Genomic DNA, 20,635 nt, shown 5'->3' with positions numbered 1-20,635 from the left:
ATATTTGTATACGGGAGATCATTAACAGCAGTATCCGTCTTTACCTCTCGGTCCGATAATCATGAAGTGGCTGGGTACCCCTCTGAGTTTACACAGACCTTCAGCACATGAAGCGCCTCCGTTGATTTCCTTTAGCTCTTTTTTCGTGAGCTTTCTACTTTGGATGTTTGAATTTTTCATAGATTTTGGATTAATGGTGATCAATATTTAGCAGCACGGGCCATTCTGGATTCCATATACTCCGTATAACTCATCCCCGGTTGCAGGATCAAAGCAACTTACCACCAGTGGACAAATTGGTCTTGCTCCACCACTAATTTTCTTAAGCTCTTTTTTGGTCAGCTTTTTAAGCTGAAAATTTGATTTTTTCATAATATTTTTGTTTTGATTGTACGCTAATTTACATTTAATTTCTTTTAATTCAATAGGTTGTGATTAAAAATAAATGTTAAAATTGTAAATTACAGATAACCTTTTATCAAAAAATGACCGGATAAACCGGTCATTTCTTTATTGTCGTATGTTTTGTCAGATTAACAGCAGTATCCATTTTTATCACCAGGACCTAATTGCCATTCTTCAAAGTCTCCTCTTTTGCAAAATCCTTCCCAGCATGGTCCATTTTGACCACCATTAATTTCTTTTAATTCTTTTTTAGTCAGTTTTCTTTTTTGAAGATTTGATTTTTTCATGATATTTTTAATTTGATTATGAGCTAATTTACATAATTTTTAAATAAATCAATAACTAGGGATTAATAAAATATTGTTAAAATTGTTGATTTGAAAATAAATTTCTGTTTTCGATTAGCAGATAAGCAAGTTAGAAGGAAAAGCATGAAACAGGCCGAAAAAAACAGTCTCCCTGTTTTATTGATAACAACGATTAATCAAAGTAAAGCTTTAAGGGAATTTGCATAAGAAATTTCACTTCTTTTTGTTCGTGTACAGCAGGTTTCCAAGGGGTATCTATTTTTTTGATGGCTTCTTTTAAGGATTGATTAAAATGGCTTTCAGGACCTGCTATATAAATGTCCGAAATCAATCCTTTTTGATCTATAATTAAATAGATCATTGCAGAAAAGGGCTTTTCGGTTCCGTCATATCCTTTACGGTTAAAATTTTCAATAATTTTTTTTCGAAACCCATTATAACTTCCGGGGAACTCGGCGGGCTGATCAGCCTGGGTAAATACATCTTTTAAATCCATTTTCCCGACAATAGCTTCAGGCGGTGCCACAGGATCAGATGTCTTTTTTTTGTCGTACGGACTGGGATAGGACTTATTGTAACCCGGAGCTGGAGGGTAATTACCAGAATCAGATTTGGATTGGGCATTGGTAAAAATACCAAAATAGAGGAAGAAAAGAAGAAAAAAATTATTCATTTTAAGTTTTTGACAAATATATAATAATGATTAGAATATTATTTTAGTAATTTCGGGTATGAAGAATTTACTATATATATTCACCTTATTGGTATGCATTGTTTCTTTCAAAGCTCAGCAGACAGAGGTGTCTTCAATGAAATACGAAGATATTGAAAAGCGGATCCAAAAAGAGAATGATAAGCTTTTAGTCGTTAATTTCTGGGCGACGACCTGTGCGCCGTGTGTAAAAGAACTTCCTCATTTTATGGAAATCAATATTAAGTTCAGGGATAATCCAAAATTTAAAATGATCCTGGTTTCGCTGGACCGGCTTGTGGATAAGGAAAGGGTCTTAAAGTTTATTAAAAATAAAAACCTCACCGCGGAAGTGATCCTGCTGGACGACATCAAAAGAATGAATACCTGGATCCCACGATTTGAAAAAGACTGGGATGGGAATATTCCCGTAACGATTTTTTATAAAAACGGACAAAAAGTATATTTCAATGATGGAGAGATGAGCAAGGAAGACCTGGAAAAAACTATTAATAACAATTTACAATAAAATAGATATGAAACATCTGAAAATTTTAATGGCAGCACTCATTGCCGGGATAGGCCTGTTGAGCTTTACAACAACAGACCATGAGAAAGAAGGATCTCAAAAAACAAATACTTCTGCTTCAGTAAAAGGGTACGAGGTAGGAGATGAAGCCGCTGATTTTAAGCTGAAGAATATTGATGGAAAGATGGTTTCTCTAAGTGATTATAAAAGAGCAAAAGGATTTATAGTCGTTTTTACCTGCAACCATTGTCCATACGCCAAAAAGTATGAAGACAGGATCGTCGAACTGGATAAAAAATTCAAAAACCAGGGCTATCCTTTGATTGCTGTTAATCCAAATGATCCGAATGTACAGCCTGAAGACGGTTACCAACAGATGATTGAAAGAGCAAAACAGAAAGGATTTACCTTTCCTTATCTGGTGGATGAAGGACAGAAAGTGTATCCGCTTTACGGAGCGACCAAAACACCTCATGTGTTTGTCCTGCAGAAAGAAAACGGAAAGAATATCGTAAAATACATTGGTGCTATAGACAATAACTACGAGAACCCCAATGATGTATCAGAATACTATGTTCAGGATGCAGTCAATGCCCTGATCAAAAGTGAGCCTGTAAAAATGACAAAAACCGTAGCTATAGGATGCACAATTAAAGTAAAGAAATAATATATTTGCTTCAGCAGTTTATGATAAGATCGGTATTCTTTGAATACCGATTTTTTATGGTATAAAAACGTAATTTTGCCTTTCAATTCAATAGGAGTGGTCTTTAGCCCGCTTTAAAAAAATCATCAAAAGGGCTTTAGCCAATACATAAGTATAGAAATGAAATTAAAATTCAACCTGAAATACCTTCTTCTGACCGTGTTCATTTTCCTGATCGAAGTTTTAATTGCTACGAAACTGTCCGATATCTTTTTCGTAAGAGCTTATCTTGGAGATGTAATAGTTGTGATGCTTCTGTATACTTTTGTTAAAAGCTTTGTCAAAATAAATGATGAAAAACTGATCATTGGAATCTTAATTTTTTCATGCCTGGTTGAATTTGCACAATACTTTACGATTGCAGAAAAATTGGGTTTCCAACCGGGAAGCATTATGTATATCGTCATAGGAAATTCTTTCTCGTGGATTGATATTTTGTGCTATGCTGCGGGATGCCTGTTGCTCTATCTTTTTGTACAAATAAAGCCTTCAAAAAATTGAAGGCTTTCTATTTTGATTAGTGTATTTTATCTTCCGAAACTGTCGTATTTATCTTCCGCATATTTAATGAATCGGTTAAGCAGCGCTACATTATCTTTTTCCATTGGAGAAAGTTCCTTGTCCACATTATTGGAAACAGGAATATACCAATCTGTCTGTTCAAAGAAATACCGGTACGTTTCCTTTTTGAATGAATAACCATGTCTTGCAAAAACAGCATTTTTAATGATTTCAAGATCAAGTTTTCTTAAGTTTTTAAGATCCTTTTCTGCGAGTTTTTGTTTAGAGGCATTGATTTTAAAAATGGCATCGGATGCGGCTCTGTTTTTTGAAGTAGTATAGCTTTCGGTTTTCCCGGTTTCTTCATCTTTGTATTTTTCAACAAAACTTTTCGGATTCGACCAGTCTACGAGGTCAGAATCTTCATCCAACATAAAATTCGGATTGTAGACAAACTCTTTCTTGGATAGTTTAATGGTTTTTAAAGGAGCTTTAACCGAGGTTTTATTAAAAGCATTCCATTTTCCGGTGATGCTGTCTCCGCTTAATTTCACTTCGAACCTTCCGTCTGTTTTGTCGTTGCCGGGTTCATCCAGTACAAAAGATTTTGTTCCTTCATTAAAAATACCTCTGAACGGACGCTGATTTCCGTTGACGATACTTTGTCCGTAAACACTGTCGTTGGTTATTCTATTGATCTTCAGCGAAATTTTCTTATTAACGAAATCCTCATATTGCTCGCCATCTTCAGAAGTAATCATTTCTTTTCCTGCAAAATCCCCCATATAAATACCATAATATTCTTTATGGATTTCAGGAACGACTGCAGAGTCTTTTTTTGCGATCACAGAATCTTTTCCTTTTTCGCCTATTTTTCCATCTTTCTTACAGCTTAGCAGAGAAACAGCCAGCAAAGAGACCAGGGTGTAATTTAAAATTTTCATATATGTTTTTTTGCAATTAGATATTCTATTAAAAGGATATTGGGAATCCATCCCAGCCATGCGATAATCTGATAGACATCCATAGGATTTGGGTGGAATAAATATACAATAATTACTTTCCAGATCCGTAAGGTGAGTGCAGATAAGGTAAGAGCAAAACTTCGCCACATCCACTGTTTGTGTTCTTTAAATCGTTTTTGCCTTGCACACAGATAGGCTTTACAGGTGCTAAACCACCATAGAGAGCCTAAAATAACGAACGACATCTTGGAAAAAAAACCTCCATTGGCAAAGAATCCCATGTAGATTCCGGAAGGAGCGGCCAGGATAAGAATTAAAAAAATATAGACTTTTCCAATATTCCTGTGAAAGTTTTTGATCCCGAAATCCTTTCTGAGAATAGCCAAAAATCCGGAAAACAGCACAAAAATACTGGTATAGACGTGCGTGTAAAAAAAAGGAAGATATTCCGGTCTGTCCTGAACTTCCGTCTGTTTGATCATCAGAAAACTTACATTCGGATCAAAGGGAATATATTCCAGCGTAATGTTAAGCATCAGCCAAAAAAAATATCCAAACCCTAAAATCAAAAGGGTTTTTAATAAAAGGGGAATATGTTTTTTGGCGGTAAGCATTTTACTTATTCAAAATCAACGACAAAAGGCAGCGTAAACATTGTCTTCACAGGAGTTCCTTTATATTCTCCGGGAGTCCATTTTGTTTTCATTGATTTGACAGCGATTTCAACTTCTCTGTTGAATTGTTTATTTTCACCTGTGACCGTAAGATCTTCTATTTCACCATTCACGTTGATCGAAAATTTTGCGTACGCCTGCACTTTTCCTCTCACGCCTTTGATGTGGCTTACTCTTACTTTTCTGGCAGCAGTTTGTCTAAATCCATCGATTCCTCCGGGATAATCTGCCTGTTTATCTACCATTTGTACAGATTGCCCTTCGGAATGCTCTTTCGGAGATGCATTGGCGGGTTCCTTGGTCTGTGAGAAAAGGACCACTGAGCCTAAAACCAGAAAAAAGAAAGTTATTTTTTTCATTTTATAGATTGTTTAAATGTTGTGAAATCAGCCACCCCTCACTCCAGCATGCCTGGAAATTGAAGCCGCCGGTTACTGCATCGATGTTCAGAACTTCGCCGGCAATGTGAAAATTGGGTAGGAGCTTTGATGACATGTTTTTGAAGTTAATTTCTTTTAAATCAACACCTCCGGCAGTTACAAACTCATCCTTAAAAGTAGATTTTCCGGTAACTTTAAGCTTCTTCCTGCAAAGATTTTCAAGAATCTTCTGCATTTCTTTAGCTGAAATATTTGAGATCTGTTTATTCAGATCAACCATTGAGACCTCTACGATCTTCTGCCAGAATCTGTTGGTGATGTCAAAGATCTTGGCCTGTCCGATGGTCTTCTTAGGATTGGCCTGTCTGAAATTCTGAAAGGCTTCTTCAGCGTCGTCCATAGCAGTTGAAATAAAGTTGACCTCAATTTCAAAATTATATTTTGATCTGGCCAGGCTTAATGCTTCCCATGCTGAAATCTTTAGAACAGCAGGTCCCGAAAGCCCCCAATGGGTGATCAGTAAAGGTCCGCTTTCTTCTGTTTTTAAGGCAGGTATGGTAATCTCAGCATTTTCAAAACTGGTTCCGGGAAGATCCTTCAACAAATCATCTTTTATATTAAATGTAAAAAGGGAGGGAACAAGATCGATGATCTTATGACCCAGATTTTCAACAATCTTCAATGATTTAGGAGAACTTCCTGTTGTATAAACGATATAATCTGCCTCAAAGTCACCTAAACTTGTTTTGACCAGATATTTTTCTTCAAGTTTTTCAATTTCCTTTACCGAGCATTTGGTTTTAACCTCTACCTTTTTATTTTGAATTTCATTCATTAAGGTATTGATAATGGTCTGTGAAGAATTGCTTTCCGGAAAAACCCGGTTATCATTCTCTATTTTCAAAGGGACATTGCGCTGGTCAAACCAGTCCATGGTATCGCCGGGCTGAAATTTTGTGAAGACACTTAGCAATTCTTTGTTGCCTCGCGGGTAAAACTGAACCAGTTCTCTGGGATCAAAACAGGCATGCGTTACATTGCAGCGGCCGCCCCCTGAAATTTTAACCTTCTGAAGTACATCCGAGTTCTGCTCCAGGATGGTGATATTGTATTTTTTTTCGTCAAGATTTGATGCGCAGAAAAAGCCTGCTGCACCACCTCCGATAATAATGATCTGTTTCATGTAATTGTAATCCTATGCTGAAGATTATTTTTTCAAAAGTACAATTTTTATAAACCATCTTATTTGAGTAATTTTGAAGAATATAATTTTTGAACTTTAAAGTTTAAATTTTCAACCACAAAAGGCATAAAAACTTTTGCAATGCTTAAGGCTAATTGAAAAGTTTAAAGAACACCTAAGTTCCTGAAAACTTTTGATTTTATTCTATGGCTGAAAAGAAACAAAACTTTATAAGAGCATATTTAAAACTTATTTAAATGATTTTTTACCATAAATTCGAAGTACGCTGGAGTGATCTTGATGCGAACAAGCACTTAGCCAATTCATCATATGTACAGTACTGTGCACAATCCAGAATGGCCTTTATGACCAAAGAAAAAATGGGAGTTACCCAGCTGAGCAGATGGGGAATCGGTCCTGTAATCATGAATGAAAGATATTCTTTCTTCAAAGAAATCTATGCAGACCAGACGGTGATTGTAAGCCTTGAAATCGATGGATGTTCAGAAGATTCTTCTATCTACAGATTTGTCCATAAATTCTACACCCCCGACGGAGTGCACTGTGCTACCGCAGAAGCTACAGGAGTATGGATCGATATGATGCTGAGAAAAATGACAACTCCTCCGGATGATGTGGTAGAAGCAATGAATAAATACAAAAGCCCTGAAACGATTGTGATGACCCGAGAAGATTTTAAAAAGCTTCCGTTCCGTCCTGATAATGTGGATCCGGCAGAATTCACTAAATAGTCAAAGGCTTAAAACCCAAGGTGTAATGTAATGATTACAGGTTGCATTAGACATTTCACTAAAAATAAATTTTATGTTTGAAGATAAATCACAGGAACTGACCCCTATTTCCAAATTAGGAGAATTCGGTCTTATAAAGCATTTGACGGAACATTTTCCGCTGACCAATGAGTCTTCGGAACTTGGAGTGGGAGATGACGGTGCCGTTATTAATCCCGGAAATAAAAAAGTAGTTCTTACCACCGATGTTCTTGCAGAAGGAGTTCATTTTAACTTAGGCTATGTTCCTCTAAAGCATTTAGGATACAAGGCTGTAGTCGTGAATCTGAGCGATATTGCTGCAATGAACGCAGTTCCTACACAGATTTTAGTTTCTCTGGCTGTGTCCAGCCGTTTTCCGGTAGAAGCATTGGAAGAGATTTATTCTGGAATTCAGGCGGCATGTGCAAGATATAAGGTGGATCTGATAGGCGGAGATACTACGAGTTCCAATTCAGGACTGGTTATGAGCATTACGGCCGTAGGAATAGAGGATGATGAAAATATAGTAAAGAGAAGCGGTGCAAAACCAAATGATCTTTTGGTTGTAAGCGGGGATCTTGGTGGCGCTTATATGGGACTTCAGATCCTGGAAAGAGAACATGCTGTTTTCCTTGCTGATCCAAATATGCAGCCGGAAATGGAAGGTTACGATTATATCCTTGAAAGACAGCTTAAGCCTGAAGCAAGAACAGATGTTAAAACTATTCTGGAAGAATTAGATATCAAGCCAACTTCAATGATTGATATTTCTGATGGTTTAGCCTCTGAGATCCTGCATCTTTCTGACCAGTCAAAAACAGGTTTCAGGCTGTACGAAGAAAAGATCCCGATGGATAATCTTACGATCTCTACAGCGGATGAAATGAACCTTAACCCAGTTATGACCGCCTTGAGCGGTGGGGAAGACTATGAGTTGCTGTTCACTATTTCTCCAAATGATTTTGATAAAATTAAAAACCATCCTGATTTTACAATCATTGGTCATGCTGTAGACAATGAAGAAGGCAATTATATGGTGGCAAGAGGCTCCAATCAATTGGTTCCGCTTACTGCACAGGGTTGGGACGCATTCCTGAACAACCAGCAAAATGGATAAACTTATTTAATTTTGAATATTGTAGAAAACCGCAGCACTTTTTTTGCTGTGGTTTTTATTTTACCTGTTGTTGTAACCTTTAATTTAAAATAGACATGAAATATGTGAAATTGATCGTTTTATTGATTCTTTTGATCGGAATTGTCGTTTTTATAACGAAAACGGGAGCAAAAGAGTACACGGAAGAAAATAAAGTTTTAAGCAATGGTGTGGTTCTGGAAGGAACGGTCTCTGATATAAAAAGGTCTGGTAATCACAGCTTTGGTATTTTGACCATCGATGTGCTCCAGTCTACTGTTGAAGAATTTTCTCAAAAATTGAAACACGGAATATATCCATACCAAATAAGGCATAAAAAGGCTGAAATCTATCTTCCAATATATATTGAAAGACAGATTGGAGATCATGTACAATTAGTTTCTGACAAACAAATTATTTATTACAAAGGGAAAAATACCGAAGATAAAGGAGAAGTTTACATAATTACAAATCCTTCAGATGTAAATTTTGTTAGAGAAAATTCAACATTTAATAAGCACTAATAAATGAACCTGTCGGAAAAAAACATACCTGTCCACCATCTGACCTCAGAGCCATTCCAGCTGATGACATTGGATACGGGGCATCCGGAGAATTTCAATGATGTTCACCGGCACAACTTCTTTGAGATCATCTGGTTTCTGCAGGTGAACGAAAACAGCAGGATGGAATTGGATTTTGAAAACCATATCTTAAAAAACAGCCAGATTTGTATCATTGCACCGGGACAGGTTTTCAATATGAAGCTGAGGGGTGAAAAAGGATATGTGCTGGCCATAAGCCGGGAGATATTTAAGGAAGCTTGTGATGTAGAAACGATCCTGACAGGAGGGACGTGCCCTTTTTCATTAGATCCTCAAAGCGCTGAAACCTGCAGTATTATTGTTTCGCTGATGGAAGAGGAATATAAGAATGCATCAAGGATTGACTTATTAAAAACCTATCTGAGAGCCTTCTGCATTATTATCACAGAACAGATTAATATACAGGATCCTTTAATTAACGACAGGCAGCGGATTCAGGAATTGGTCCGCCTGATAGAAGAACACTATACGACAGAAAAAGAGAGCGGTTTCTATGCTGATCAAATAAAAATAAGTACACACCATCTCAATGACATTGTGCGTCTTTCAAGGGGAACGACAGTCAAAAAAATGATTGCCCAACGGCTCTTACTCGAGGCCAAAAGAGAGCTTAGATTCGGAGCTTTAACGGTGAAAGAAATTGCTTTTAAGCTGGGATTTAGTGATGCTTCTTACTTCTCGCGATTTTTCAAAAAACAGACCGGTCTGAGCCCGGATGGGTTTAAGATGGGGAATCACTAATCTTCAGAAAGTTCTTTTTGTTTGTTTTAAAATAAAGGATATTTCTAAAGGGCATAAAATTTAATCTTCAGTTTGTGCTGGTCTTCCTTCAGTTCATGTATTGAAATCTCTGGTTTTTTAAAGGAATTTTGCAGGAAGAAAAAACCACCTTTTTGGATGGTTTAATGACTAAACCCTTTTATGAGAAACTTAAGTATTGTAGTGTTTATTCTGGCACTGCTCAACACCCTCGAATCATTAAGTATAGACCTTTATCTGCCAGCTTTTCCAAATATGGCTGAGATTTTTCAGACTGATATCGGACATATTCAGATTTCTATTTCTGTTTTCTTTGCGGGATTTGCTTTCGGGCAGCTGCTTTGGGGACCTTTATCTGATAAGACCGGACGTAAGCCCATGTTGTATTGCGGACTTTTACTCTTTATCATAGGAGCTACAGCGATATTTTTTACAGAGAATATTTACGTCCTTTGGGCAATGCGTTTTCTGCAGGCATTTGGTGGAAGTGCGGGAATTGTCATTGGAAGAGCTATTGTTATTGACCTTTATGACAGGCAGAAATCTGTAGCTATTTTTTCACAGCAATCTCAGATCAGTGGTATTGCACCCATTGTTGCACCGCTTTTGGGAAGTGTATTTCTTAAATTTTGGGGATGGAACAGCTCTTTTGCTTTTTTAACGATTCTTGGGTTGATAACCCTGTTCATGGTATACAAATATGTTCCTGAGACCAATTCAAAGACTATTTCTTCGGATCACGCAGAAGATGAAAAAGGATTAAGAGACCATTTGAAAACAATTCTTTCTAATAAAGAGTTTATCAATAGTACGATGATTGGAAGTATTGCCTTTGCCTCTCTGATCATTTATATTTCGAATGCGCCGTTCTTATTTATGAAGATTCATGGTTTTTCCAGTGGTGTATTCAGCTTTATATTTGGTTTTAATTCCTTAGCTCTGATAACAGCAGCCTATCTTACCCCAAAACTGATAAAGAGAGTGGGTGATACAAAACTATTATTAACAGCAACACTTATTTTGTTGACAGTATGCAGCCTCCATATCCTGATAGCAGCTGAAGATCTGTCCGTAGTCCTGGAAATTATGATGTTGTATCTTTCCTTGCTGGCCATAGGGATTCTTTTTCCTATTACTTCTGCCCATGCCTTGTCACCTTTTAAGGAAGGAAGAGGAACCGCTGCTGCGGTGATGGGATTTATGCAGCTGATGGTTACTTTTTTACTTTCAGGACTTGCGGGCTTTTTAGAAGCAGATTCCATAATGCCGATGGTTATGATGCGTGCAGGAATCGCGCTCATTGCAGTTTGGTTTGCCTACCGTTCATTTAAGAGTAAAAAAATTTCTTTATAGAAACTGAATATTATCAAACTCTTATCCTGCCATTTTCCCGCTTGGTCATATAATTCCGGCACTTAATCAAGTAATTTTTGTAAACCGTCTCTAAAGATATCTCTTTGCATAAAATTTAAATTATGAAGAGAAATCTTTTGGCCGCTGCCAGCTGCCTGTTGGGATATTGGGCCAGTGGTCAATCGGGAATATCCGGAGAACTTAAAACCGAATATATTCCTTTTTCCAGTTATATCCGTCCGGAGGACAGTGTGAAAACCAACTCGAAGAGTGACTTTAAAAGAGCGGATCTTAACCTCAGTATTCCATTGTCAATGAAAAAAGACAGCAGTGGAAGGGTAAAGGCGTGGTCCCTTTTGCTTAGTGGCTCTTATGCAAAAATGACTCACAAAGACTATGAAAAACAACTGTTTCCAGATCAGATGCTGAATGCTCAGACCGGAATCCAGCATATCAGGCCTTTGGGAAAGAAATGGAGTCTGATGATGACCGCTTCGGTGGGAGTTTATACCGATCTTGAACAAATAAGTTCCGATGATATTCTGGGACAGGGTGGAGTTTTGTTTATCAGACATTTTAATCCTAATCTGGCACTGGGAGCAGGACCTGTACTTACAACAGCTTTCGGGGTTCCTATGATCTTGCCATGGATTTATTTCGACTGGAAAACAAATGGAAAAATCAAATTGAACATCAATTTCCCTGAAGGAATGGAAGCCGGTTATCTATTTACCGATAAATTTGCTTTGAAGGCAGTTGTTAATCTTAGCGGTATGACCGTAGAAAGAAATAAAGATGGAAAATCAATGCTGCTAGGTTACCAGCAGATAACAGCCGGGATCAGGCCGGAGCTGAAGCTGAATGACAAACTGAGCCTCCGACTTACAGGAGGAACTGCTTTGCTGAGAAGTTTCAGTGAAAACGACAGGAAGATCAAGAATATTTTCAAAGAGAAAAAAATGGACGATCCCAAATTTGCCAGTACATTGTATGTAGCCGTGTCGCTGAGGTGGAATTTGCCATAAAGATGTTAGATGGGAGAGGAGAGATGCCGGTCCTGTGTGATTTTCAATTTGCACAGATTTAAATGAAAAAGAAGAGAAACAGATATGATTGTTGCTCACTTTCAACGCTCCGTCTCCCTTCTTTCTTCGTTTTTTATATTTTAAAAAAGCTATTTATTTTTCAGTCCCGATTTTCTTATCAATTTATTTACTAATAAGTTTCTTATAAACTACCTGATTAAGCAGTTCTTCCTTTCTTGTACGTGAAATAGGAAGTTCTGTTTTATTGATAAACAGACGTCCGCCTGAGATCATATCAATATGGGTAATATTGATCAGGAATGATTTGTGAATTCTGAAAAAATGTTCTGAAGGCAGCGATTCTTCGATTGCCTTCATCGTCTGATGGATCACCAGAGATTTATCTTTAAAATGAAGTTTGGTGTAATTCTGCATACTTTCGATATATAAAATATCTACCCATGAAACCTTTATAAAACTGTCAGACTGTCTTACATAAAGAAAGGGATCGTCAAAAGGAGAGTTCTTTTTCAGTTTTTCAGAGACAATAAATTGCTGCTGCGCTTTATTGACAGCCTGATAAAAGCGGTTGAACGCAATAGGCTTCAGAAGATAATCCACCACCTGAAGCCTGTACCCTTCCAGAGCATATTCCGAATAGGCGGTTGTGAGAATACATAAAGGTGGATTTTCCAGCTGTTCCAAAAATTCAAGACCCGTTAAATAAGGCATATTGATATCCAGAAAAAGAAGATCGATTTCTCTTTCCTTCACGATTGCATCTGCTTCAAGTGCCGTGGCACAGGTACCCTCAACAGATAAAAAATCAATTTGGTCTGCCAGTGCTTTAAGGTGAAATCTTGCCAGGGGCTCATCATCTATAATCAGACATTTCATTTTTGGGATATTACTGCTCATTATTATCAGACAATTCTAAGGTTAAAGTTATTTTGTACACATTATTGGCAGACTCGATTTTAAGCTCATGAGCGTTTGGATATTGTAATTTTAAACGCTTCTGTACATTTTGAAGACCTATTCCGCCGGAGCCTTCTTTCTTTTTATAGCTTGCAATATCAGAATAGCAGTTTTCAACATAAAAGGAAAGAAAACCGCCTTTCTCCATACAGGATATCTTTACATAGCCTTTATGTCCCGGAAGCCTGCAGACATATTTAAATGCATTTTCAATAAATGGAACAAGCAGGAGAGGCGCAATGAATGATTTCTTATTTCCGATATTCCAGTCTGTATTCACTTCAAGCTCATTACCCCACCTTAATTTTTCGACCTCTACCAGATTTTGAAGATGTTCAATATCCTGGGGCAGAGGGACGAGATTTTGGCTGCAGTGATAAAGCTGATAGCGCAAAATATCTGAAAACTTCAGCAGTAGATAATCCGCAAGCTGAGTATCCGTTTTCATCAGAATATGGATGTGGTTCAGAATATTAAAGACGACATGAGGATTGATCTGATCCTGTAATAATTTCAGTTGATTCTCTAAATGGGCCTGTTGAAGAAGGATATGATCACGTTCTATTCTGCCGTGTTCCTGATAAAACTTGATACCGCATGCAGATCCGTTAATCAGAAAAGAAGCGGGAAGGGCAAGATAAAACCCTTTCCATAAAAAAGGAAGATGGCCCGAAAAATGTTCAGGAAGCATGTTTTTTGCGTTGACTTCAATATAAGTGAAAATCAAAGAGTAGATAAAGCTCAATAAAAGGATCACTCCGGTTGCATGAATCAGAAATAACTTCATCTTTTTGGCCCGCAGTGCATTAGGAAGAAGCCTCGTTGTGAGAAAGTGAGTGAAAATAAATGAAACAATGACAAGGACGATGGTCTGTAATACAGCGGATTGCTTATCAGAAGTGGCCTGAAAGTTAATATACACAGCAGCTGCAAAAACCAGCCAGAACAGCGTAACAAAAATATATTCTCTTAAAATAAAAGGTTTTGTCATACAGGAAAATAAAGCAGGTTTATAAAAAATTAGAAACTGCAGGGTGCAGTTTCTAATGCGTAAAGATAATTGAAGTTCTTAGAATAAGAAATATCCTATTCCGAGCGTAAAGCTATGTGGCTTGGATTTGAAATCTTTGCTGATGCTTGAAAGCCCTGTTTCATATCTGAGGTCTGCCGTGAAATTTTTATAGTCTACACCTACACCTCCGGTGATTCCTATGTTGGATTTGTCAAAGTTTTTAAAACCGTCCTGCAATGCTTTGGAAGTTGATAAATTGTTCTTAAAAGCATAGCTGTAAACTCCTCCGGCGAATGCTCTTACATTAAAATCCTTCGTGTTGATGATCTTATAACCAACTACGACAGGTATGTCAATAGAATTCCAGCTTAATTTTGCTGAGCTTCCGTCATTGCTTTCGAAGGAGGTTTTTCTTTTGTTGAATAAAGCTTCTCCTTGTACATAAAGGCTTCCTATATCCATTCTTGTCATGACTCCTCCCTGATAGCCGAAGCCGTATTTCCCTTCCAAGGTGGAGGACTCCGAAGAGGTTTTTGTAAAATTTGCCCCGCCTTTGATTCCGATGTGGAATGCGGGAGTCTGCTGCGCACGGGTTTCAATAAAACCCATCATGCATAATAAAAATGTGCTTAGTGCTAAAAACGTCTGTTTCATAAATTGCTGTAATAATTTGATGCAAAACAACAACTATGGGTCACGGAATAAAACTTTATTTGATGAATGGCAGAAATCCTGTGACAAGGACCTGTTTTTACCTGAAAAAGCAAAAAAATCGGAAGTGATGACTTCCGACATGGATCTTTTAAAAAGGTTCTTCCACACAAATGGTTGGAGGAGTGCATCCGCCCGTACCGCCTCCACCAGGATTTCCTCCTCCTACACTAATACATCTTCCTGGATTTCCGTCATCATACATTTCGCATCCTCTTCCGAAAGCACATTCACAGTCAGTATAGCAATAGGCAGAATCGCCATTCATATGGCAGGTATCTATTCCGCCACCAAGTATGGTTGACAGATCTTTTCTTGAAATTTTTTTAATTGTTCTCATGATGATTTAATTTTTAAAGTTAATAGTCTGATGTTAAAGTAAATATAATAAAAAAATCGAACAGTTTTCATCATTAAGGGAAATAAAGGATAGGAATTTTGGTATATCGGTTGTTTAATTGACGGTGGGAAAAAACAAACCCGCTACACAGGTAACGGGTTTACTTATCTTATTTACTGAAATTTAACTGTAATGGAAGATTGACTACAGACGATACCGGTTTTCCATTGGATTCTGCCGGTTTCCATCTGCCCTTATCTTTGATGCGGTAAAAGCCTGCTTCTATAAATGCGTTAACATCCTGGTTATTGCCTTTTACTTTTACGTGATAGATATTTCCCTTAGAGTCTAAAGTAAATTTTAAATTTATTTTATAAGGATTGACTGCAAAATTCAGGAAAGTAAGATCCACAGCTTCGTTCAAAAACTTTTGAAAAGAGGCCTTTCCAGATTCATATTCAGCTTCCTTAGTAATCTTTGGGGTCACGGGGGACGTGACATCAGCCGCTATTTTCTTCTCTTCTTCAGAGATCTTTTCTAAAGCATTTTTATAGGCTGATATTTTTGCTTCCGTAAGGAGCCACTCCTGCTTGGTTCTTTCATCATTAGGCTTCGGATATTTCTTGTACAGAGACTTTATTTTTCTTTCATACCGGGAGTCAGCTTTCTGAAATTCAGATACCTGAGCGCTGCTGAAAGCAAAGATCAAAATAAATGCTAATGCTGAAAGTTTTTTCATCAGTATTAAGCTTTTACAATATTAATGATCACTTCAACTGCTTTCTCCATGCTTTCCAAAGCTACATATTCGTAAGGACCGTGGAAGTTCATTCCTCCGGCAAAAATGTTTGGGCAAGGGAGTCCCATATAGGATAGCTGAGCGCCGTCTGTACCACCTCTGATGGCTTTGATTTTGGGTTCAATATCAGCTTCTTTCATAGCTTTTGCAGCAAGGTCGATGATGTGCATTTTTCCTTCAAACTGCTGCTTCATGTTACGGTACTGTTCTTTGATTTCAACTTCAGCGGTTCCTTCACCATGCTTTTGGTTGAATTCAGCCACTTTTTCCTCCATGAATTTTTTTCTGGCTTCATATTTTTCCTCATCATGGTCACGAATAATATATTGAAGCTTAGCTTCAGAAATATCAGCTGTAACATCCATTAAATGATAAAATCCGTCAAAACCTTTAGTGGTAGCCGGAGTTTCATTAGCTGGAAGCAACTGTATAAATTCAGCGGCTAAAAGGGCAGCATTGATCATCTTTCCGTAAGCATAACCTGGGTGAACACTCAATCCGTGGATTTTCACTACAGCTCCTGCAGCATTGAAATTTTCATATTCCAATTCTCCAACTTCACTTCCATCCATAGTATAAGCCCATTCTGCACCGAATTTGGCAACATCAAACTTATGCGCTCCTCTTCCGATTTCTTCATCAGGGGTAAATCCTACAGCAATTCTTCCGTGTTTGATTTCCGGATGAGCGATAAGGTATTCGGCAGCCGTTACAATTTCTGCACATCCCGCTTTATCATCAGCTCCAAGAAGGGTATTCCCGTCTGTAGTGATAAGTGTTTGTCCGATATATTTTTTTAAGCTCTCAAATTTTGAAGAAGACAGGGTGAATCCTGTAGTTTCATTCAAAAGAAGATCTCCTCCGTCATAGTTTTCCCAGATTTGTGGTTTTACATTTTCTCCGCTGAAATCAGGAGATGTATCATAATGTGAAATAAATCCTATTGTAGGGGTGTTGTCATTCTCCAGGTTAGAAGGAACATATCCCATAATATACCCGTTGTCATCAATGGAAACATCTGCCAGGCCGATCGTTTTCAGTTCCTCTGCAATATACTTTGCAATGTCCCACTGTCGCGGTGTAGAAGGGGTTGCTTCGCTTTCCGCATCACTGGTTGAATATATTTTTACATACGCGAGAAAACGGTTCAGTAATTTCTCTTTCCACAATGGGTTGAATTCTATTATACTCATCGATCATAAATTTCCAACAAATATACAATGTAAATTTTTCAAATCTGAACTTTGAGGGATATTTTCAGAGGGTAGCAGGAATTGATTTTTCTAATCTCAATCCGCAATTTCGGAAATTAAATAAATTGTTATAACTTGCATCAATTATGATGTCCAAACGTTGCAAATATGCTTTGAAAGCAATGGTTAGGTTGGCAAGAAACTACAATCAGGGATTTTTATCGACTGCTATTATTGCACAGGATGAGAATATTTCCAAAAAGTTTTTAGAGCAGATTCTTCTCGAATTGAAAAGAGCCAAGTTAGTCAACAGCAAACAGGGAAATGCCGGAGGGTATTATCTCCTGAAGTCTCCTGACGATGTTTCGTTGGCGGATATCTATCGTATTTTCGAAGGCCCCATTGCCTTAACACCCTGTATTTCATTGAACTTTTACGAACCTTGTGATGACTGTGTCGATGAGGCAACCTGTTATCTGAGAAATGAATTGATGATTGTAAGAGAAAAAACAAGGAAAAGCATGATGGAAGCGACTTTGACTTCCTTTATAAAAAACAGCTGAAATTTTTTTTAATTTTTATATCCTACTAATTTGGTAGGATAAATAGGATTTATATATATTTGCAGGAGTTAATTTCAATTCAAAATGGAAAATCCCCTGAAAATAGAATTCAATCAATTACTGGAAAAGGCCTCTGTAGGTGCTTTCAATGATGGTTTTTTAGAAGTTCTTGCCAACAGGTTTCCTGGAGAAGTCATCTTTTCTACCAGCTTCAGTTATGAAGATCAGGTAGTAACTCATCTGATAAAAAACTTGAATATTGATATTTTTACGCTGGATACGGGAAGACTTTTTGAGCAGACCTATGAAACCTGGACTTCCTCCAGAGCATTCTTCAAAAAAAAAATTAAAGCATATTATCCGGATCCTGAATCTCTGCAGCAGTTGGTGTCAGAAAACGGACCGGATTCTTTTTATCAATCGGTAGAAAAGAGAAAAGCCTGCTGTAATATCCGAAAGGTTATTCCTTTAAAAAAGGCACTTCAGGGATACAAGGTCTGGATCACAGGCTTAAGGTCGGAACATTCGGCAGGAAGAAAAGAAATGCCACAGCTGGAATGGGATCCGGATCATCAGGTCATTAAGTTTCATCCTATCCTGCACTGGACCACAGAACAGGTGCAAGACTATGTAAAAGCCTATCACCTTCCTTATAACCAGCTTCACAAAAAAGGATTTGTAAGCATTGGATGTGAACCCTGTACCAGAGCAATTAAGGAAGGAGAAGATTTCAGAGCCGGCCGATGGTGGTGGGAGGATGCCGATAAGAAAGAATGCGGCCTGCATGTTCATCAATAAAAAAAATAAAATATGTCATTATATCATTTGAATTATTTAGATCAGTTAGAAGCTGAGTCCATCTATATTTTACGGGAGGTGGCGGGACAGTTTGAACGTCCTGCTTTACTGTTCAGCGGCGGAAAAGACAGTATTGTACTGGCCCATCTTGCCGCAAAGGCTTTTCCTCACGGGAAAATACCTTTTACCTTTGTTCATGTAGATACCGGACACAACTTCCAGGAGGTTCTGGACTTCAGGGATCACCTGGCGGCAGAGATGAATGTAGATCTTGTTGTACGAAAAGTGGAAGATACCATTCATAAAAGAAAACTGACAGAACCCAAAGGGAAATTTCCAAGCCGGAACTGGCTGCAAACCTTTACCCTCCTTGATGCAATTGAAGAATTCGAATTTGATGCATGCATCGGCGGAGCCCGTAGAGATGAGGAAAAAGCCAGGGCTAAAGAAAGAATATTCTCTGTTCGGGATGAGTTTGGACAATGGGATCCCAAACTTCAAAGACCTGAGCTGTGGAATATTTTCAATGGAAAAATTCATAAAGGAGAAAACGTAAGGGTATTCCCGATAAGCAACTGGACAGAACTGGATGTCTGGAATTATATCAGGAGAGAGCATATAGATCTGCCTTCTATTTACTTTTCGCACGAAAGGGAAGTGGTGGACCTTAACGGACACTGGATCGCGAATTCAGAATTTGCTGTGTTGGAAGAAAATGATAGGGTGATTACAAAACGGATACGCTACCGTACTGTTGGGGATATGACCTGTACAGCAGCTGTAGAATCCGACGCGGTGACAATAGATAAAGTCATTGAGGAGATTACTGCTACCCGAATTTCAGAAAGAGGAGAAACCAGAATTGACGACCGGGTGACAGAAGCAGCCATGGAAGACCGAAAGAAGGGTGGATACTTTTAATGAGCTATAAGTAATAAGTATTATAGCGCAGTAAAAATAATCTACAGCGAATGTATCGCTCATCATTAATCATTTTTAAAAAGACAAACGTGGATATATTAAGATTTATAACAGCAGGAAGCGTAGATGACGGGAAAAGCACCCTCATCGGAAGACTGCTGTACGATAGCAAAAGTATTTTGCAGGATCAGCTGGAAGTCCTTGAAAAACATTCCAAAAATAAAAATGAAGACGGAGTAGATCTAGCCCTTTTAACGGACGGTCTCCGTGCAGAAAGAGAACAGGGAATTACCATTGATGTTGCCTACCGGTATTTTTCGACGTCAAAAAGAAAATTTATCATTGCGGATGCTCCGGGACATGTCCAGTACACACGGAATATGATTACTGGAGCTTCCAATTCAGATCTTATGGTGATTCTGATTGATGCAAGGAAAGGAGTTATTGAACAAACTAGAAGACATTCTATTATCGCTTCACTGCTTCAACTGAAAAAAGTGGCGGTTGCGATCAACAAAATGGATATGGTGGATTATTCAGAAGACGTTTTTGAAACCATTAAAGCAGATTATTCAAAGATGGCAGAAGGTCTGGGCTTGAATGATGTCACCTATTTTCCGATTTCTGCACTGAAAGGAGATAATATTGTTTCTCTGTCATCCACCACAGGCTGGTATCAGGGAAGTTCGCTGCTGGATTATCTGGAAGAAGTACAGCTTGATGAAGTGCACAACAGTGGCAGCCGTTTCCAGGTACAGTATGTGATCCGTCCTCAGACAGAGGAACTCCATGATTATCGGGGGTATGCAGGGCAGATCATCAGCGGAAGTTTTCAGAAAGGAGATAAAATCGCAATACTTCCTGCAGGGATCATTACTGAAATATCTTCCATAGAAGTGAATGGAACTGAGGTTCAGGAAACCTCTGAAGGACAGCCTGCTGTCATTCAGATTAAAGAAGACATCGATATCAGCAGAGGAGACCTCTTTGCATCAGCAGAAGAACTTCCCAGCGTTGAGAAAGAAGTAGAGGTACTGCTGTGCTGGCTCGACCATAAAAGCCTGCAGCCGGGTAATAAATATCTGATACAGCATCACAGCAGACAGCTCAGGGCCGTGGTAAAACAGGTAGATTACAAGATCAATGTCAATACCCTGGAACAGGAAACTGTAGAAGGAGAAATAAAGCTCAATGAGATCGCAAAAGTAGTCATTAAGACAGCGCAGCCTTTGGTTTTTGATGATTTTATAAGCAATAAAAAGACGGGATCGGCTATTCTGGTAGATGAAACCTCTAATGCTACCGTTGCAGCATGTATAATTCAGTAA

27 protein-coding genes are annotated in these 20,635 nt (G+C 38.1%); 13 read left to right on the top strand and 14 right to left on the bottom strand.

Features of this window, described 5'->3' with window-relative positions; genetic code table 11:
- Window positions 1-21 precede the first annotated feature (21 nt).
- The 4 genes from IW16_RS26260 to IW16_RS03150 all read right to left on the bottom strand — a co-directional run bounded on the left by IW16_RS26260 (window position 22) and on the right by IW16_RS03150 (window position 1,386).
- Window positions 22-180: a bacteriocin gene (locus tag IW16_RS26260; protein ID WP_117590619.1), complete on the bottom strand. Its 159-nt coding sequence runs from the start codon at window positions 178-180 to the stop codon at window positions 22-24.
- Between the two features lie 27 nt (window positions 181-207).
- Window positions 208-372, bottom strand: a complete 165-nt coding sequence (locus IW16_RS26255) for a bacteriocin (protein ID WP_117590618.1) — start codon at window positions 370-372, stop codon at window positions 208-210.
- 161 nt (window positions 373-533) lie between these two features.
- Window positions 534-692: a bacteriocin gene (locus tag IW16_RS26250; protein ID WP_117590617.1), complete on the bottom strand. Its 159-nt coding sequence runs from the start codon at window positions 690-692 to the stop codon at window positions 534-536.
- Window positions 693-885: 193 nt separating this feature from the next.
- Window positions 886-1,386, bottom strand: coding sequence for a hypothetical protein (locus IW16_RS03150; protein WP_034739605.1), 501 nt, complete (start codon window positions 1,384-1,386; stop codon window positions 886-888).
- 58 nt (window positions 1,387-1,444) lie between these two features.
- Here IW16_RS03150 and IW16_RS03145 point away from each other — a divergent pair, with 58 nt between their 5' ends.
- From IW16_RS03145 to IW16_RS03135, 3 genes are all read left to right on the top strand, one after another.
- Complete coding sequence (locus IW16_RS03145; RefSeq protein ID WP_034739602.1) at window positions 1,445-1,933, top strand: TlpA family protein disulfide reductase; 489 nt, start codon at window positions 1,445-1,447, stop codon at window positions 1,931-1,933.
- Between the two features lie 7 nt (window positions 1,934-1,940).
- The gene (locus IW16_RS03140) at window positions 1,941-2,600 is read left to right on the top strand and encodes a redoxin domain-containing protein (protein ID WP_034739600.1); all 660 of its coding nucleotides are present in this window, start codon (window positions 1,941-1,943) and stop codon (window positions 2,598-2,600) included.
- 159 nt (window positions 2,601-2,759) lie between these two features.
- Window positions 2,760-3,140, top strand: coding sequence for a ribosomal maturation YjgA family protein (locus IW16_RS03135; protein ID WP_175550351.1), 381 nt, complete (start codon window positions 2,760-2,762; stop codon window positions 3,138-3,140).
- Between the two features lie 26 nt (window positions 3,141-3,166).
- Here IW16_RS03135 and IW16_RS03130 read toward each other — a convergent pair whose 3' ends face one another.
- The 4 genes from IW16_RS03130 to IW16_RS03115 are packed head-to-tail and all read right to left on the bottom strand — an operon-like array spanning window position 3,167 to window position 6,342.
- Window positions 3,167-4,084: a YARHG domain-containing protein gene (locus IW16_RS03130; RefSeq protein ID WP_034739596.1), complete on the bottom strand. Its 918-nt coding sequence runs from the start codon at window positions 4,082-4,084 to the stop codon at window positions 3,167-3,169.
- On the bottom strand, window positions 4,081-4,719 hold the full coding sequence (locus tag IW16_RS03125; RefSeq protein WP_034739594.1) for a DUF2306 domain-containing protein: 639 nt from the start codon (window positions 4,717-4,719) through the stop codon (window positions 4,081-4,083). The genes IW16_RS03130 and IW16_RS03125 overlap by 4 nt, the downstream gene beginning before the upstream one ends.
- Before the next feature lie 5 nt (window positions 4,720-4,724).
- A complete protein-coding gene (locus IW16_RS03120; RefSeq protein WP_051889876.1) occupies window positions 4,725-5,138 on the bottom strand; it encodes an energy transducer TonB in 414 nt (137 codons plus the stop codon).
- A 1-nt stretch (window position 5,139) separates the two neighbouring features.
- On the bottom strand, window positions 5,140-6,342 hold the full coding sequence (locus tag IW16_RS03115) for a BaiN/RdsA family NAD(P)/FAD-dependent oxidoreductase (RefSeq protein ID WP_034739591.1): 1,203 nt from the start codon (window positions 6,340-6,342) through the stop codon (window positions 5,140-5,142).
- 257 nt (window positions 6,343-6,599) lie between these two features.
- On the opposite strand from IW16_RS03115, the gene IW16_RS03110 reads away from it, so the two are divergent.
- The 6 genes from IW16_RS03110 to IW16_RS03085 all read left to right on the top strand — a co-directional run bounded on the left by IW16_RS03110 (window position 6,600) and on the right by IW16_RS03085 (window position 11,992).
- Entirely contained in the window at window positions 6,600-7,094 is a 495-nt protein-coding gene (locus tag IW16_RS03110; RefSeq protein ID WP_034739589.1) for an acyl-CoA thioesterase, read from the top strand.
- Window positions 7,095-7,167: 73 nt separating this feature from the next.
- Window positions 7,168-8,232, top strand: a complete 1,065-nt coding sequence (gene thiL, locus IW16_RS03105) for a thiamine-phosphate kinase (protein WP_034739588.1) — start codon at window positions 7,168-7,170, stop codon at window positions 8,230-8,232.
- Between the two features lie 95 nt (window positions 8,233-8,327).
- Window positions 8,328-8,774: a hypothetical protein gene (locus IW16_RS03100; protein WP_034739585.1), complete on the top strand. Its 447-nt coding sequence runs from the start codon at window positions 8,328-8,330 to the stop codon at window positions 8,772-8,774.
- A 3-nt stretch (window positions 8,775-8,777) separates the two neighbouring features.
- Window positions 8,778-9,596: a helix-turn-helix domain-containing protein gene (locus IW16_RS03095; protein ID WP_034739584.1), complete on the top strand. Its 819-nt coding sequence runs from the start codon at window positions 8,778-8,780 to the stop codon at window positions 9,594-9,596.
- Window positions 9,597-9,776: 180 nt separating this feature from the next.
- Window positions 9,777-10,967, top strand: a complete 1,191-nt coding sequence (locus IW16_RS03090) for a multidrug effflux MFS transporter (protein ID WP_051889868.1) — start codon at window positions 9,777-9,779, stop codon at window positions 10,965-10,967.
- 122 nt (window positions 10,968-11,089) lie between these two features.
- The gene (locus tag IW16_RS03085) at window positions 11,090-11,992 is read left to right on the top strand and encodes a DUF6268 family outer membrane beta-barrel protein (RefSeq protein ID WP_034739582.1); all 903 of its coding nucleotides are present in this window, start codon (window positions 11,090-11,092) and stop codon (window positions 11,990-11,992) included.
- Between the two features lie 183 nt (window positions 11,993-12,175).
- Here the strand turns inward: IW16_RS03085 and IW16_RS03080 are convergent, their stop codons facing one another.
- The 6 genes from IW16_RS03080 to pepT all read right to left on the bottom strand — a co-directional run bounded on the left by IW16_RS03080 (window position 12,176) and on the right by pepT (window position 17,025).
- Window positions 12,176-12,910 carry a LytR/AlgR family response regulator transcription factor gene (locus IW16_RS03080; protein WP_034739580.1) on the bottom strand — a complete coding sequence of 245 codons (735 nt, stop codon included), beginning with the start codon at window positions 12,908-12,910 and terminating at the stop codon, window positions 12,176-12,178.
- A complete protein-coding gene (locus IW16_RS03075; protein ID WP_034739578.1) occupies window positions 12,900-13,961 on the bottom strand; it encodes a sensor histidine kinase in 1,062 nt (353 codons plus the stop codon). Before IW16_RS03075 ends, IW16_RS03080 begins: the two co-directional genes overlap by 11 nt.
- A 78-nt stretch (window positions 13,962-14,039) precedes the next feature.
- Window positions 14,040-14,636: a porin family protein gene (locus IW16_RS03070; protein WP_034739576.1), complete on the bottom strand. Its 597-nt coding sequence runs from the start codon at window positions 14,634-14,636 to the stop codon at window positions 14,040-14,042.
- A gap of 148 nt (window positions 14,637-14,784) precedes the next feature.
- Window positions 14,785-15,033 (bottom strand): hypothetical protein, encoded by a 249-nt coding sequence (locus tag IW16_RS03065; protein WP_034739574.1) that lies wholly within the window; start codon window positions 15,031-15,033, stop codon window positions 14,785-14,787.
- A 169-nt stretch (window positions 15,034-15,202) separates the two neighbouring features.
- The gene (locus tag IW16_RS03060) at window positions 15,203-15,772 is read right to left on the bottom strand and encodes a hypothetical protein (protein WP_034739572.1); all 570 of its coding nucleotides are present in this window, start codon (window positions 15,770-15,772) and stop codon (window positions 15,203-15,205) included.
- 5 nt (window positions 15,773-15,777) lie between these two features.
- A complete protein-coding gene (pepT, locus tag IW16_RS03055) occupies window positions 15,778-17,025 on the bottom strand; it encodes a peptidase T (RefSeq protein ID WP_034739570.1) in 1,248 nt (415 codons plus the stop codon).
- A gap of 146 nt (window positions 17,026-17,171) precedes the next feature.
- On the opposite strand from pepT, the gene IW16_RS03050 reads away from it, so the two are divergent.
- From IW16_RS03050 to IW16_RS03035, 4 genes are all read left to right on the top strand, one after another.
- A complete protein-coding gene (locus IW16_RS03050) occupies window positions 17,172-17,588 on the top strand; it encodes an RrF2 family transcriptional regulator (RefSeq protein ID WP_072924434.1) in 417 nt (138 codons plus the stop codon).
- Window positions 17,589-17,672: 84 nt separating this feature from the next.
- A complete protein-coding gene (locus IW16_RS03045) occupies window positions 17,673-18,386 on the top strand; it encodes a phosphoadenylyl-sulfate reductase (protein ID WP_034739565.1) in 714 nt (237 codons plus the stop codon).
- Between the two features lie 12 nt (window positions 18,387-18,398).
- Entirely contained in the window at window positions 18,399-19,307 is a 909-nt protein-coding gene (gene cysD / locus IW16_RS03040) for a sulfate adenylyltransferase subunit CysD (protein WP_034739561.1), read from the top strand.
- Between the two features lie 89 nt (window positions 19,308-19,396).
- The gene (locus IW16_RS03035; protein ID WP_034739558.1) at window positions 19,397-20,635 is read left to right on the top strand and encodes a sulfate adenylyltransferase subunit 1; all 1,239 of its coding nucleotides are present in this window, start codon (window positions 19,397-19,399) and stop codon (window positions 20,633-20,635) included.

Origin of the sequence: Chryseobacterium vrystaatense (genome assembly GCF_000737765.1) — a bacterium.
GTDB lineage: Bacteria > Bacteroidota > Bacteroidia > Flavobacteriales > Weeksellaceae > Chryseobacterium > Chryseobacterium vrystaatense.
This window is presented reverse-complemented; position numbering and strand designations above follow the sequence as displayed.

Coding starts and splice junctions, on each gene's coding strand:
- IW16_RS03060 (WP_034739572.1), bottom strand. CDS start 15,772: ATGAAAAAACTTTCAGCATTAGCATTTATTTTGATCTTTGCTTTCAGC.
- IW16_RS03150 (WP_034739605.1), bottom strand. CDS start 1,386: ATGAATAATTTTTTTCTTCTTTTCTTCCTCTATTTTGGTATTTTTACC.
- IW16_RS03070 (WP_034739576.1), bottom strand. CDS start 14,636: ATGAAACAGACGTTTTTAGCACTAAGCACATTTTTATTATGCATGATG.
- IW16_RS03135 (WP_175550351.1), top strand. CDS start 2,760: ATGAAATTAAAATTCAACCTGAAATACCTTCTTCTGACCGTGTTCATT.
- IW16_RS03110 (WP_034739589.1), top strand. CDS start 6,600: ATGATTTTTTACCATAAATTCGAAGTACGCTGGAGTGATCTTGATGCG.
- IW16_RS03080 (WP_034739580.1), bottom strand. CDS start 12,910: ATGAGCAGTAATATCCCAAAAATGAAATGTCTGATTATAGATGATGAG.
- IW16_RS03140 (WP_034739600.1), top strand. CDS start 1,941: ATGAAACATCTGAAAATTTTAATGGCAGCACTCATTGCCGGGATAGGC.
- IW16_RS03100 (WP_034739585.1), top strand. CDS start 8,328: ATGAAATATGTGAAATTGATCGTTTTATTGATTCTTTTGATCGGAATT.
- IW16_RS03090 (WP_051889868.1), top strand. CDS start 9,777: ATGAGAAACTTAAGTATTGTAGTGTTTATTCTGGCACTGCTCAACACC.
- IW16_RS03050 (WP_072924434.1), top strand. CDS start 17,172: ATGATGTCCAAACGTTGCAAATATGCTTTGAAAGCAATGGTTAGGTTG.
- IW16_RS03095 (WP_034739584.1), top strand. CDS start 8,778: ATGAACCTGTCGGAAAAAAACATACCTGTCCACCATCTGACCTCAGAG.
- thiL (WP_034739588.1), top strand. CDS start 7,168: ATGTTTGAAGATAAATCACAGGAACTGACCCCTATTTCCAAATTAGGA.
- IW16_RS03120 (WP_051889876.1), bottom strand. CDS start 5,138: ATGAAAAAAATAACTTTCTTTTTTCTGGTTTTAGGCTCAGTGGTCCTT.
- pepT (WP_034739570.1), bottom strand. CDS start 17,025: ATGAGTATAATAGAATTCAACCCATTGTGGAAAGAGAAATTACTGAAC.
- IW16_RS03130 (WP_034739596.1), bottom strand. CDS start 4,084: ATGAAAATTTTAAATTACACCCTGGTCTCTTTGCTGGCTGTTTCTCTG.
- IW16_RS26255 (WP_117590618.1), bottom strand. CDS start 372: ATGAAAAAATCAAATTTTCAGCTTAAAAAGCTGACCAAAAAAGAGCTT.
- IW16_RS03045 (WP_034739565.1), top strand. CDS start 17,673: ATGGAAAATCCCCTGAAAATAGAATTCAATCAATTACTGGAAAAGGCC.
- IW16_RS03145 (WP_034739602.1), top strand. CDS start 1,445: ATGAAGAATTTACTATATATATTCACCTTATTGGTATGCATTGTTTCT.
- IW16_RS03075 (WP_034739578.1), bottom strand. CDS start 13,961: ATGACAAAACCTTTTATTTTAAGAGAATATATTTTTGTTACGCTGTTC.
- IW16_RS26250 (WP_117590617.1), bottom strand. CDS start 692: ATGAAAAAATCAAATCTTCAAAAAAGAAAACTGACTAAAAAAGAATTA.
- IW16_RS03115 (WP_034739591.1), bottom strand. CDS start 6,342: ATGAAACAGATCATTATTATCGGAGGTGGTGCAGCAGGCTTTTTCTGC.
- IW16_RS03085 (WP_034739582.1), top strand. CDS start 11,090: ATGAAGAGAAATCTTTTGGCCGCTGCCAGCTGCCTGTTGGGATATTGG.
- IW16_RS03125 (WP_034739594.1), bottom strand. CDS start 4,719: ATGCTTACCGCCAAAAAACATATTCCCCTTTTATTAAAAACCCTTTTG.
- cysD (WP_034739561.1), top strand. CDS start 18,399: ATGTCATTATATCATTTGAATTATTTAGATCAGTTAGAAGCTGAGTCC.
- IW16_RS03065 (WP_034739574.1), bottom strand. CDS start 15,033: ATGAGAACAATTAAAAAAATTTCAAGAAAAGATCTGTCAACCATACTT.
- IW16_RS26260 (WP_117590619.1), bottom strand. CDS start 180: ATGAAAAATTCAAACATCCAAAGTAGAAAGCTCACGAAAAAAGAGCTA.